The sequence below is a fragment of the Sorangium sp. So ce176 genome (assembly GCF_051519835.1).
Lineage (GTDB): Bacteria > Myxococcota_A > Polyangia > Polyangiales > Polyangiaceae > Sorangium > Sorangium cellulosum_G.
In genome coordinates this window covers 7,760,251-7,772,913 of the sequence record NZ_CP150371.1, presented here as the reverse complement: position 1 = coordinate 7,772,913, position 12,663 = coordinate 7,760,251, and the positions used below count along the sequence as shown (strand labels likewise).

Here is a 12,663-nt window from a genome sequence, read left to right as displayed (position 1 = left end):
TCAAGAGCGGTTGAGGCCGAGTACACTGATGGACGCTGTCTGTGCCCTTTGCTCGGTCGACACGGAGGGCAGGCGGGGTGGAGCGTATGAGAAGCACGAGTCAACTGCCGGGTGAGACGGATCGACGATCTGCGGGCCATGGCGGCGGCGCCGCCGCGGCGCCGAGCAGCGCCGCGTCCGGGCCGCGGGACGAGAATTCGGTGGTGATCTCCCTGAGCGCGCTGCTCGCCGTGGAGGAGGCCGCCACGGACAAGGCCGCCGGCGCGCGGGCCCATCACGGGGCGAAGGGCTCCGGGACGGTGGATCTCCACGGCGTGGATGCCGGCGAGGAGCAGCAGCGCAGCAGCTACCTGGATCTCTTTCCGTTCGGCGCCCCCGCCGAGCTGCCGGCGTTCAGGCCGCCGGATCTCACGCCCGTGCCGTCCGAGGTCCCGATCGACATGCGCTCCCCGCGGCCGCGGCGGGCGGCGATCGTGCGCCTTGGCGCCATGGGCCTCGTCGGCGCCGCCGTCGTCGCCAGCGCGGTGTGGCTCGGCGCCCCGCGCGAGACGCTCCGCGCCGCCGCGCAGCCCGGCGTGCGGCACGCGGCGGGCGCGGCGCTGGCGCAGCTGCCGAAGGTGGAGGAGAAGCCCGCTGCCGCGGCGGCGCCTCCGCCCAAGCTGGCCGACAAGGCGCGCGAGCGCGCCGCGCGTGGCGCCAAGGCGCGGCCCGCCGCCCCGTCCGGCGGCGACAAGGCGGCCGCGAAGCGCACCGCCGAGAGCCGCGCCCCGGCGGCCGCGGCCGCCGCGCCGCCGCCGAGCCAGGGCGGCGCGCGCGCGGCGGGCGACCCCTGCAAGGGCGATCTCGACTGCGCCATGCGGCGCGCCCTCGGCGGCTCGTAGCCGCGCCAGCGCGTCTCGTCGGCTCGTCGCCGCGCCGGCGAACGCTCTCCCCGTCCGCCCGAGTTCACATCAGCGACGCCCGATACAGCACCAGCGAGCTCTGCTGCTCCGCTCCTGTCGTGTCCTCTCGGCTGTCGAGCGCGCCTGAGCCCGCCAGTCCCCTGGAGAGCAGGTCATCCGCGCGGCGGCGCTCGATCCCCCGCGAGACGACCGTGCTGGTGTCTGTTTCTGCTGGAAAAAGCCGTCGATGGTCGAATTGCGCGCGCGTACCTACCTCACGCACAGCTTGCGTGAACGTGCGCACCTCGCGCGTTCCGGGCGGCGCATGGGCGCAGCGGTGAGCACGCGGCAGATACCATCACGAAAATTTATGGTGTAGGAACAGAACCCGGCGCCCACGGCGGCGCTGAAGTTGCAAAGGAAGGGCTGCTGGGCGCGTCGCTCGACGTGTCCTTCATCACGAGCAGCGCAAATTTTCTTGGCTGGAGGATGAACTCATGAAGACTCTTGGTTTTGCGGCGATCCTGGTCAGCGTGTGCGCGATGGCGGCATGTACGGTCACGAGCGGCGACGGCTCGGGCGGCGCCGGCGGCGCCGACGGCGACGGCGGCTCGGATGCGACCTCGACCTCCACCTCTTCCACCAGCACGGGCGGTGGCGAGGGCGGCGAGGGGGGCGGGGATGCGACCAACGCGTGCACCCCTCTCGAGTTCAACGAGTGCGTGGAGTGCTGTCAAGAAGCGAACGCCGGCGAGGTCGAGAGGCTCACCGAGCTGACCTTCTGGTATTGCGGTTGCGAGGCGACCATCCGGTGCGCTCAGTACTGCGACACGACGGATGAAGCGACAGACGTCTGCGGGGAAGACGGCGTGGTGAACATGGAGGTGGACAACCTCGACTGCGAGACGTGCGTCATCGAGGAGTCGGCGCCGGAGGACTCCGAGTGCTACGAGGCCGCCTACACGGCCTGCGGGGAGGCCGAGGACTGCCAGGCGCTCACCGCGTGCTCTGACACCTGCGAGTGATCACCCGCTCTCCGGCATGACCGGGCAGGACAGGCGGCCTCTCCCAGGTCGCCTGTCGTGTTTTGTGGGCCCGACGCAAACGTGGCTCCGGGCTCGGCCGCTCTCGCGCGACGTGCCAGCGCCGCCCGGCGCTCCGGGCGCGCTACGGCGCCATCCGGACCAGCAGGATGTCGGCCGCCGCCGACGTCGCGGCGGCGCCGTCGAGATCGACGCTCCCCTCCACCGTCCCCGCGAGCAGGACGTGGCCGCGGTCCACGGAGGCCGCGACGCCCGCCGCGGACCGGCTCCCGCCGCTCGCCCCCGCGCCCGGGCCGAGCCGCCTGCTCCACACGTGGCGCCCCTCGGCGTCGAGCCGCGCCACAACGATGTCGCTGCCGCTGCTGCCATCGAGCGGCCCTCCGCCGAGGTCGGTCGGCCCGCTGACGTCGCCGGCGAAGACGAGCCCGCCGTCGGCCGCGCGCGCGATGCGCGGCGGCCGCTCCGCCTGGTAGGACCGGCTGAAGCGGTGCTCCCGCGCGACCCCGAGCTCGACAACGAACGCGGACGCGCCCTCCGAGAACAGCGTGCTGCTGCCCAGATCCAGCAGCCCCTCGAACGTCCCGCTCAGCGCGATCTCGCCGCCCGGCCCGGCCTCGATGTCGCCCCCGTGCTGCTGGCGGCCGTCGCCGAACGAGAGCGACGCGATGTGGTCGCCGCGCTCGTCGAGCTTGACCAGGAACACGTCGCTCATCCCCGCCGACGAGAGCCGGGGCGCCTCCTCGCCGAACTGGACCTCGCCCTCGAAGCTCCCCGTCAGGACCACGTCCCCGCGCGCGTCCACGGCCACGCCGGTCGGCTCCTGCGTCCCCGGGCCCCCGAACACCCGGGTCCAGAGCGGCAGGCCCCCCGCGCTGAGCCGGGTCACCGCCACGTCGCTCCCGCCCGGCTCCGTCACCGACAGCGCGACGACGACCTCGCCCGCGGCCGACAGCGCGATGTCCTGCGGCCTGCCGAGGGGGAGCATCGCCCCCCAGCGCACAGCGCCCGCCGCGTCGAGCTTCACCACGAACCCGCGCGGCGCGGACGTCGTGAGCCCGGCGGCGCCCAGCACCCCGTCGAGCTCGCCGGTGATCACGATCCCGCCCAGCGGGTCCACCGCGAGCCCCTGGAGCGAGCCTTGCCCCTCGTCGATGAGCCGCTTCGTCCACGCCACCGCGCCGTCCGCCGCGATCTGCGCGACGAAGACGTCCCGCTCGGCGCCTGTCGCGATCGGGCCGGCGCCGAGGTCGAGCGAGCCCTCGAACTCGCCGCCCAGGATCGCGAAGCCCCCGGGGCCCGCGGCGAGCGCGCGCGCCCTCTCCTGGCCGGCGCCGCCGAGGAGCCCGCCCGGCGCGCCGGGGAGCAGCGCGCCGCAGTCCCCCCCGCCGCTGCAGTCCTCGTCGGCCGGCGTCGCGCAGTCCTCGGCGCGCGGCGTGACCTCGCCGGCGCACGCGCCCCACAGGCCGTCGGCCCCGCACGTGCGCTGGCCAGCGCTGCACGCGCCGACCCCCGCGGTCCCCGGCGGCCCGCCGTAGGGGCACGCCTCGACCGCCCCGGGGGCGCAGGTGCACGCCTCGGCGCCGCCGGCAGCGGAGCCGCCCGGGCCGTCGCCGCCCCCGTCCGGCTCGTCGACCTCGCCGTCGCAGTCGTCGTCGGCCGCGTTGCCGCAGCGCTCGGGCGCGGGCGTTACCTCGCCCTCGCAGGGGCCGTAGCCGTCGCCGGCGGCGTTGCAGCGCCGGAGGCCGGTCAGGCAGGCGCCGACGCCCTCGGTCGCCGGCGGCCCGCTGTAGCAGGCGACGGCGGCGAGCGGCTCGCAGCGCTCCTCGACGAGGATGCCGTCCTCCAGCCCGAGCAGCGTGTTGCACCCGGCGCAGCCGAGCGCCACGAGCGAGAGCTGCTTGCCGATCCCGAGCGGTCCGCGCGCGCGCATGGTCAGTACCTCCCGCCCACGACGAGCGAAAACGCGCCGGGGCCGACCGAGGCCGAGGCCGTGGTCGGGGCCGCGGCCGCGCTGCGGCGCGCGGGCGCCGTCGCGGGCGCGGGCCGGGACGGCGCGGTCCAGAGCAGCACGCCGGCCGCGAGCAGCGCGGCCGCGCCGGCGGAGAACGCGATCGTCGACGCGGTGCCGGCCTGCTGCGCGTCCGCCCGCAGCGCGACCCCGGCCGCGTCGCAGCGGTTCTGCGCGTCGCAGTGGCCCTTGTTCGAGGCGTCCCGGCGGGCGATCGCCTGCGCGCCGAACACCGCACCGAGGCCGATCCCCACGAGGCCCGCGCCGCCGGTCGTGAGCGCGAGCACCCGCTGCGCGCGCCCGCCGCCGTCTCCGCCGGGCTGGCCGGCGAGCGAGACGACCGGGAGCGCCCGCTTCCGGGGGCCCGGGGGCGCCGCGGCGAGCGCGCGCGCGGGCGGCTCCGGCTCGAGGACGGGCACGTCGACGACAACGCGCGCGCCGTCCGGCGGCACGGCGCGCGCGAGCGACCAGCGCCTCCTGCCGGGCGCGCGGGCCTCGATCGTGTGCGTCCCCGGGTCGACCGGGAGCGCCTGCCCCCACTGCGCTGGCAGGACGAGCACGCCGTCGCGCCGGATCTCCAGCCCCGGCGCGGCGCCCGCCGCGGGCACCGTGATCTCCATCCGCGAGAGCCGCGGCTCGAGCGTCCCCGCGAGCGCGGCAGCGCGCGCCGCGCGGGGGTCGCCCGCGCTCTTCGCGATGGCCGCGGCCTCGCCGAAGACGTTCCAGGCGCTCGCGGTCCTGTCCGCGCGCGCGAGGCACTCGCCGAGCCGCAGGAGGAGGTTGAGCGCCGTCGGATCGAGCGTCCGCCCCTGCTCGAGCACGGCGCACGCCTCGGCGGTGCGCCCCGCGTCGAGGAGCTGCGTCGCTACCTGGTACAGCGCGAGCACCTGCTCCTTGTGCCCGGCGCCGGGCGAGCTCGCGCCTGTCTGGCCGGCGCCGCCCTGGGGGGCGCCTGTCTGGCCCGCGCCTGCCTGGCCCGCGCCGGGCAAGCCGGCGTCGCTCTGCCCCGCTCCCTGCGGCCTCGCGCCGGGCTCGTCGGCGGCGCCGCTCGCCGGCGCGACGGACAGCGACAGCGCCGCGAGGGCGCAGGCGATCCCGCGCGGGAGCGAGCGGCGGACGTTCGTTCGAGCTCGTCGGCGCATGGCGATCACCAGGGGCTGTCCGACGCGCCCGCCGGCGCGCCCTCCGCGCTGCGGCCGGGCGCTTCGACGGGCGCCGGGGCGCCGCCGCCGGCCCGCGGCGCCGCTGCCGCCCCGGCAGCCGCGGGGGCGACGGGCGCCGGCGAGGGCGCATCCTGCGGCGCAGGGTCCTGGCGCGCCGCGGAGGCCGCCCTGGGCGCGCCGCCAGCGGGCGCCGGGCGCTCCGGCCGCTCCGGCCGCCCCGGCCGCCCCCCAGGGCCGCCCGCGGGCCCCGGCGCGACCGCCGCGCGCGCGGGCGTGCGCGGCGTCCGCTCGGAGCCCGCCCGCCCAGGCTGCGCGGCGCTCGCCGGCAGGACGAGGCCGCCCACGTCGCACGCGGCCGCGGGCGCCTCCCTGGCGGCGTCCCCGAGGGGCGCGCCGACAGCGCTCCCGGCGCCGCCGTGCAGCGCGCCGTCGGCCGCGTGCGACGCCAGCGGCCCGGCGGCCATCACGGTCGCCTGCGGCGCCGCGGCGAGCCCCTGCGGCACGCCGGCGAGCCGCTGCGCGCCGGCGCCGTCGACCCAGGTGGACCCGGCCGCGCCCGGCCACCCGGACGGCAGCACCGCCGCCGCCAGCGCGGCGCTCGCGGAGAAGGCGCCGGCCGCGGCCGCGAGCCACGCCCGCTTCGGGCGGCGGGGCTCGGGCCTCCTCGTCTCGGGCGCACGGACGGCGGTCGTGGGCGGCCCCTCGTCCAGCCACGTGAACGTCGGCTGGCTCCGGTGGACCGCCGTGGGCAGCGTCGCGTCGGGCGCCCCGCACAGCGCGAACGGCGCGAGCGCCACGGCGAGCTCGCGGGCCGACGCCGGGCGGCGGGCCCGGTTCTTCTCGAGGCAGCGCATCACGATCTCCTCGAACCCCTCGGGCAGATCGGCGCGCGCGCTCCGGAGCGGCCGCGGCGCCTGCTCCGACACGACCAGCACGAGCTGCTCCAGCGTCTCCGCGCCGAACGGCAGCGTGCCGCTCACGAGCTGGTAGAGCACGACCCCGAGCGCCCAGAGATCCGCGCGCAGGTCGACGTCCTTGGGCGTGAGCATCTGCTCGGGCGCCATGTAGCGGCGCGAGCCCATGACCGACCGCGCGGTCGTCATCTCGAGCCCGTCGTCCTCGGGCTTCGCGCACGTGAACTTCGCGACGCCGAAGTCGAGCACCTTGACGAGCGGCGTGCCGTCGGTCCGGTACGTCAGGAACAGGTTCGCGGGCTTCAGGTCCCGGTGCACCATCCCGAGCGCGTGCGCCTCGGTGAGGGCGACGCAGGCCTGACGGACGTACTCCGCCGCCTCGTCGATCGGGAGCCGCCCGCGGCGCTCGACGATCGAGCGGAGATCGTTGCCCGACAGGTGCTCCATCACGATGAACGGCACGGGCAGCCCGACGCCGTGCCGCGGCGGGAGCGAGCCCAGGTCGTAGACCCGCGGCACGTGCTCGGTCTTCAGCCGGAACATCCCGCGCGCCTCGCGCTGGAACCTCCTCAGGAGCGCTGCGTTGTTGCAGTACTCCGCCCGCATGAACTTGATGGCAACGAGCTCGCCCAGCGACAGGTGCCGCGCCGCGACGACGGCCCCCATCCCGCCGATCCCGAGCAGCCGCTCGACCCGGTAGCGGTCCGCGATGACCTCGCCGCAGTGCACCGGCACCACTCCCTCTTCATCGCTCACCACGCGCCCCCCAACTCCGTCTCTCTGAGATTGCAGATCGGCCAGGCCACGATCTCGGACCGGATGTTCCTTGCAGGGCCACGCTCGACGCGCTTGCCGCAGGTGTCTGGCGAGATTCGATTCTCCGGAGAGGCAAGGCGTCGCGTCGCCTGTCGAATTTTCCGGCGCACCTGTGGGCGCGTGGAGGTGCCCTTCGTTCGTCGAGGGCGCTCGGCGGCGCGCCTCCGCCCCGCGCGCGCGGCCGCGCCCAGGCCGCCTCCGCCCCGCGCGCGCGGCCGCGCCCAGGCCGGGCCGAGGACGCCCGCGCGGCGCCTCGATACGAGGGCACGGGTTCCTTTTCGCGATGCGCTGCGATACACGCGTGCCGTGTCCGCCTCTCCCGCCCTGGTCTGCCGCGGTCTGGTCAAGCGCTACGGCGACGTCGTGGCCGTGAACGGGCTCGACCTCGAGGTGCGGCGCGGCGAGTGCTTCGGCCTGCTCGGCCCGAACGGCGCGGGCAAGACGACCACGGTGGAGATCCTCGAGGGGCTGACCCGCCCCGACGCCGGCGACGTCGAGGTGCTGGGCGAGCGCTGGGTCGGGGACGGCATCGCGCTGCGCCGGCGGCTCGGCATCCAGCTCCAGGAGACGCGCTTCCCGGACAAGCTCCGCGTGGGCGAGGTGATCGCGCTGTTCCGCAGCTTCTACCCGCGCGGGCTCGAGCCGGCGGAGGCGCTGCGGCGCGTTTCCTTGCAGGAGAAGTCGGGCGCGTACGTGCGCGGGCTGTCGGGCGGGCAGAAGCAGCGGCTGTCGCTCGCGTGCGCGCTCGCGGGCGACCCGGAGGTGCTCTTCCTCGACGAGCCGAGCACCGGCCTCGACCCGGCGTCGCGCCGCGAGATCTGGGCCGTCGTCGAGGACCTGAAGGCGCGGGGCCGCACCGTCCTGCTGACCACGCACTACATGGAAGAAGCCGCGCGCCTCTGCGATCGGGTGGCGATCGTCGACCGCGGGCGGCTGCTCTCGCTCGGCACGCCGGCGGCGCTCGTCGCGTCGCTGGGCGCCGAGCACGTCGTGGAGGTCGAGGTGGACGGGGAGATCGCCGAGGAGGAGCTCCGGGGGCTGCCCGGGGTGGAGGCCGTGCGCGTCGCGCAGAGGACGCTGCGGCTGACGGTGCGCGACGTGGCGCGCGTGCTCCCGCCGCTGCTCGCGCTGTGCGCGGCGGGCGGGGTCGAGGTGCGGCGGCTCACGACGCAGCACGCGAGCCTCGAGGACGTGTTCATGGCGCTCGCCGGGCGGAAGCTCGCGGGCGAGGAGGCGGCGTGATGGCGTGGCTCCGCTCGCTGCGCGGCGCGCCGCTCGCGCTCCTCATCCGGGCGCGGGTGGTGGAGTTCCTGCGCGAGCCCGAGGCGATCTTCTGGATGCTCGTGTTCCCGATCCTGATGTCGTCGGCGCTGGCCGTCGCGTTCAGGAGCCAGCCGGCGGAGCCGGTGCTCGTGGGCGTCGAGGCGGGCGTCCACGCCGAGCCGCGACGCGCGGCGCTCGAGGCCGCGGGGCAGGTCGTGGCCACGGTGGTCCCGCGGGAGCAGGCGCGGCAGGCGCTCCGGGCCGGCAAGGTGGCGCTTGTCGTGCTCGCCACGGATCCGCCCACGTACTGGTACGATCCGACGCGGCCGGAGAGCCGCATGGCGCGGCTCGAGGCGGACCAGGCGCTCCAACGCGCGGCGGGGCGCGCGGACGCGTTCCAGCCGGCGGCGCTCGAGATGACCGAGAGGGGGTCGCGCTACATCGACTTCCTGGTGCCCGGGCTGCTCGGCATGAACCTGATGATGACCGGGCTCTGGGCGATCGGCTTCGCGATCGTGCAGCAGCGCATCGGCAAGCTCATGAAGCTGTTCGCCGCGGCGCCTGTGCGGCGCTGGCACCTGCTCGTGACCCACCTCGGGGCGCGGCTCGTGTTCCTGGCGATCGAGGTCGTGGCCCTGCTCCTGTTCGCGTGCCTGGTGCTCGACGTCCCGATCGCCGGCTCGATCGCCGCGCTCGCGCTGGTCGTCGTTGTCGGCGCGCTGTCGTTCGTCGGCATGGGCCTGCTCATCGCGTCGCGGCCGCGGACCCTCGAGGGCGTCTCGGGCCTGACGAACCTGGCGCAGTTCCCGATGTGGATCTTCTCCGGCATCTTCTTCTCGACCGAGCGCTTCCCCGAGGCGATCCAGCCCTTCATCCAGGCGCTGCCCCTCACCGCGCTGAACGACGCGCTCCGCGGCGTGATGCTCGAGGGCGCCACGCTCGCCGCGCTCGCGCCCGAGCTCGCGGTGATGGCCGCCTGGGGCGTTGCCTCCTTCGCGCTGGCCCTGAAGCTCTTCCGCTGGCAGTAGCCCGGGCCCGGCCGGGGGAGCGCGCGCGCCCGGCGGGTGTTTCCCTGCCAGCACTGCGCCCGCAGCGCTGTCGGTCCGCTGCTGCCCTCGCAGCACGCCGCCGCGCGGCGAGAGGGGCGCGCCGCCGCGCGGGCAGGGGAGATGCCTCGCTCCTGGCCGCTGCGGCCCGCGCCTCCGCCGCCGGGCACGGGGCTTGCGGTCACGGACGCGCGCGGCGAGCGGCGAGCGGCGATGATCGCCGGCGAGCCGCGGCGAGCCACGGCGAGCGCCCGCGCGAGGACCGAGACCGAGGACATCCATGAGCGACAAGCAGCGGAAGATCCGTCTGGGCGCCTTCTTGCCCGGCGCAGGACACCACGTGGCGGCCTGGCGGCACCCGGAGGCGCAGGCGGACGGCGGCATCAACTTCGGGCATTACCGGCGCATCACCCAGACGGCGGAGCGGGCCGGGTTCGACGCCGTGTTCCTCGCGGACGGGCTCGCGCTGCAGAGCCGGCCGGGGGCGAAGGGCCGTACGGCGTACGGCGCCAGCTTCGAGCCGGTCACGCTGTTCTCCGCGCTCGCGGCCGTCACCGAGCGCATCGGCTTCATCGCCACGGCGTCCACCACGTACGAGGAGCCCTACCTGCTGGCCCGCAAGTTCGCCTCGCTGGACCACCTCAGCCAGGGGCGGGCGGGGTGGAACGTCGTCACCACCGGCGGGGGCGAGGCGGCGGGGAACTTCGGGCTCGACGCCCACCCCGACCATGCGCAGCGGTACGCCCGGGCGCGCGAGTTCGTCGACGTTGTCACCGGCCTCTGGGATAGCTGGGAAGACGACGCCTTCCTCCGCGACAAGGCGTCAGGGGCCTATTACGACCCGGAGAAGCTGCACACGCTCGATCACAAGGGGAAGTTCTTCTCCGTCCGGGGGCCGCTCAACATCCCGCGTCCGCCGCAGGGCCACCCGGTGATCGTGCAGGCGGGATCGTCGGAGGCGGGCCGGGACCTCGCGGCGGAGACCGCGGAGGTGATCTTCACCGCGCAGCAGACGCTGGAGGACGCGCAGGCGTTCTACGCCGACGTGAAGGGCCGGATGGCCAGGTACGGCCGCCACCCCGACCAGCTCAAGATCATGCCCGGGGTGTTCCCCGTCGTCGCGAGGACGGCGTCGGAGGCCAGGGCGAAGTACCAGCAGCTCCAGGACCTCATCCTGCCGGAGGTCGGCCTGTCGCTGCTCTCGGGCCTGTCGGGCGGGATCGACCTGTCGGCGTATCCGGTGGACGGGCCGCTGCCCGAGCTGCCGGAGACCAACAACAACAAGAGCCGTCAGGCGCTGATGTTCGACATCGCCCGCAAGCGCAACTTCACCATCCGGGAGCTCTACCTCTGGGTGGCCGGGGCGCGCGGCCACTGGACGATCGTGGGCTCGGCGGAGCAGATAGCGGACGAGCTCGAGGCCTGGTTCACGCAGGGCGGCGCCGACGGGTTCAACGTGATGCCGCCGTGGCTGCCGGGCGGCCTGGACGACTTCGTGGAGCTGGTGATCCCGGAGCTGCGGCGGCGCGGCCTGTTCCGAACGGCGTACGAGGGCCGCACGCTCCGGGAGAACCTGGGCCTGGCGCGGCCCGAGAACCGCCACGCGCGCAAGGCGCAGGCGTCGGCGGCCTGACGCCGCGCTCGCGGGGGATGGGCGCCCCCGCGAGCGCGGCCCGCGCCGCCTCAGCCCGCGTCGATGATCTCGATGCGGTTCCCGAACGGATCGTCCGTGTGGAACCGCCGCACCCCGGGCAGCTCGTCGCTCCACCGCACCTCGTGGCCGGCGGCCTCGAGCGCGGCCGCGAGCGCGTCGATGCCCGTCACAGCGAGGCCGGGGTGCGCCTTGCGCGCCGGCTGGAACGCGCGCTCCACGCCGAGGTGCACCACCACCGCGCCCGCGCGGAACCACGCGCCGCCGCGCGACGCGAGCGGCTCGGGCTTGGCGACCTCCTCCATCCCGAGCACGTCCCGGTAGAACGCCGCCGCCCGCGGCTCCTGCCCGGGCGGCATCGCGAGCTGCACATGATCGATGCGGACGAAGGTGAACGGCATCTGGGCCGTATAGGGAAGGACAGCGCAGCTCACAAGGCGGCCGGAGAGGCCGCCGCGCGCGCCGTCTCAGCCTCTGCCGGCCTGGCCCGCCGCATCCGCGGCCGCCCTGCGCAGGCGCTCCTCGATGTCGTCGGACAGGCACATCCTCGAGACCATGTCCTCGAACGTGTCGCGCCGCCGGATCAGCCGGCTCCGGCCGCCGTCGATGAGCACCTCGGCGGGCCGGAGCCTGCCGTTGTAATCGTAGCTCATCACGTGGCCATACGCGCCGGCGTCCATCAGCACGACCACATCCCCCTCGGCGACGTCCGCGGGGAACTCGCGCTCGCTGATCCACATATCGGTGTTCTCACAGACCTGGCCCGTCATCGCCATCGGGGCGGTCCGGCCGCGGCGGCCGTTGATCCGCACCTCGTGGTAAGCGCCGTACATCACCGGGCGCGCCATCGTGTTCATCGAGATGTCCGTGCCGATGATCGTCCTGTATCCCTGCTTGATCGAGATCACCCGCCCGAGCACGCAGCCCGCGTCGCCGACGAAGTAGCGCCCCGGCTCCATGACAAGGCGGGGCGCCTTCAGGCCGTGCTCGGCGCACTTCTTCTGGACCACCGCCGCGATCTCGCGGGCGACGGCCTCCACGTCGAGCGGCGGCTGCTCCCGGCGGTACGGGATGCCGAGCCCGCCGCCGATGTCCAGGAACGAGAGGTCGAAGCCGAGCTTCCGCGCGACCGGCCCGATCAGGTCGAGCAGCTTGCCGGTGACGTGCGCGAAGCTCTCCGGCTTGTTCGCCTGCGAGTGAGGCATCATGTGCACCCCGAGCCGCTCGACCCCGTTCTCGAGCGCGGTGCGGTAGGCCTCCTCCACGTACTTCGGGTGGATCCCGAACTTCGCCGACGGGCCCGCGAACGGCTTCAGATCGGGCGTGGCGATGTCCTCGCCGCTCGGGTTGATCCGGAACGACATGCAGCGCGGCCGCCCGAGCGCGAACAGGCGCTTCAGGATCCCGTGATCATCCACGTTGAAGATGACCCCGGCGCGCAGCCCCGCGGCCAGGTCCTCGTCCGAGAGGCTGTTGCCCGTGTAGATGATCTGCTCGCCCGAGAGCCCGAGCGCCTGCGCCAGGCGGATCTCGTTCGGGCTCGCGGCGTCCACGCCCGAGCCCTGCTCGACGAGGAGCTTCGCTATCTCCAGGTTGTTGCACGCCTTGATGGCGTAAAAGACGGACACCTCCGGATAGCTGCTGCGGAGCGCCCGCGTGAGGCGACGGAAGTTATCCCGGATGCGCTCGGCATCGTAGGCATAGAGCGGCGTCCCGTACTGCTCCGCGAGGTCGCGGACCGAAATGCCCCCGATCGTGATCTCTGCCTCTTGCATACTCCTCGTCGCTTCAACGCTCCAGCGTGAGAGACAACCTCGAGGAGCCTTCCTCGCTCACCCTCGGTCGTCCTCGGTTATTCTCGATGATTCCGGGTCGTCC

General features: G+C 74.9%; 11 protein-coding genes. 5 read left to right on the top strand and 6 right to left on the bottom strand.

Annotated features, from left to right (window positions below):
* The first annotated feature begins 203 nt into the window (after positions 1–203).
* Complete coding sequence (locus tag WMF42_RS29105; RefSeq protein ID WP_437686161.1) at positions 204–881, top strand: hypothetical protein; 678 nt, start codon at positions 204–206, stop codon at positions 879–881.
* Positions 882–945: 64 nt separating this feature from the next.
* Here WMF42_RS29105 and WMF42_RS29100 read toward each other — a convergent pair whose 3' ends face one another.
* Complete coding sequence (locus tag WMF42_RS29100; protein ID WP_437686160.1) at positions 946–1,185, bottom strand: hypothetical protein; 240 nt, start codon at positions 1,183–1,185, stop codon at positions 946–948.
* 193 nt (positions 1,186–1,378) lie between these two features.
* On the opposite strand from WMF42_RS29100, the gene WMF42_RS29095 reads away from it, so the two are divergent.
* On the top strand, positions 1,379–1,906 hold the full coding sequence (locus WMF42_RS29095) for a hypothetical protein (RefSeq protein WP_434041864.1): 528 nt from the start codon (positions 1,379–1,381) through the stop codon (positions 1,904–1,906).
* Between the two features lie 142 nt (positions 1,907–2,048).
* Here the strand turns inward: WMF42_RS29095 and WMF42_RS29090 are convergent, their stop codons facing one another.
* From WMF42_RS29090 to WMF42_RS29080, 3 genes are read right to left on the bottom strand one after another with little or no spacing between them, the layout of a single operon-like run.
* Positions 2,049–3,854: a hypothetical protein gene (locus tag WMF42_RS29090; RefSeq protein ID WP_437686159.1), complete on the bottom strand. Its 1,806-nt coding sequence runs from the start codon at positions 3,852–3,854 to the stop codon at positions 2,049–2,051.
* Between the two features lie 2 nt (positions 3,855–3,856).
* Positions 3,857–5,074 carry a tetratricopeptide repeat protein gene (locus WMF42_RS29085; protein ID WP_437686158.1) on the bottom strand — a complete coding sequence of 406 codons (1,218 nt, stop codon included), beginning with the start codon at positions 5,072–5,074 and terminating at the stop codon, positions 3,857–3,859.
* A gap of 5 nt (positions 5,075–5,079) precedes the next feature.
* Complete coding sequence (locus tag WMF42_RS29080) at positions 5,080–6,765, bottom strand: protein kinase domain-containing protein (protein WP_437686157.1); 1,686 nt, start codon at positions 6,763–6,765, stop codon at positions 5,080–5,082.
* Between the two features lie 366 nt (positions 6,766–7,131).
* Between WMF42_RS29080 and WMF42_RS29075 the strand changes: the two genes are divergently transcribed.
* The 3 genes from WMF42_RS29075 (at position 7,132) to WMF42_RS29065 (ending at position 10,767) form a co-directional block, all read left to right on the top strand.
* Positions 7,132–8,067: an ABC transporter ATP-binding protein gene (locus WMF42_RS29075; RefSeq protein WP_061611788.1), complete on the top strand. Its 936-nt coding sequence runs from the start codon at positions 7,132–7,134 to the stop codon at positions 8,065–8,067.
* Positions 8,067–9,116, top strand: a complete 1,050-nt coding sequence (locus WMF42_RS29070; RefSeq protein ID WP_437686156.1) for an ABC transporter permease — start codon at positions 8,067–8,069, stop codon at positions 9,114–9,116. The genes WMF42_RS29075 and WMF42_RS29070 overlap by 1 nt, the downstream gene beginning before the upstream one ends.
* Before the next feature lie 298 nt (positions 9,117–9,414).
* Positions 9,415–10,767, top strand: a complete 1,353-nt coding sequence (locus WMF42_RS29065) for an LLM class flavin-dependent oxidoreductase (protein WP_437686155.1) — start codon at positions 9,415–9,417, stop codon at positions 10,765–10,767.
* Between the two features lie 50 nt (positions 10,768–10,817).
* Here WMF42_RS29065 and WMF42_RS29060 read toward each other — a convergent pair whose 3' ends face one another.
* Positions 10,818–11,186, bottom strand: a complete 369-nt coding sequence (locus WMF42_RS29060) for a VOC family protein (protein WP_061611791.1) — start codon at positions 11,184–11,186, stop codon at positions 10,818–10,820.
* Between the two features lie 66 nt (positions 11,187–11,252).
* Positions 11,253–12,560, bottom strand: a complete 1,308-nt coding sequence (gene lysA, locus WMF42_RS29055) for a diaminopimelate decarboxylase (protein ID WP_061611792.1) — start codon at positions 12,558–12,560, stop codon at positions 11,253–11,255.
* Between the last annotated feature and the right edge of the window lie 103 nt (positions 12,561–12,663).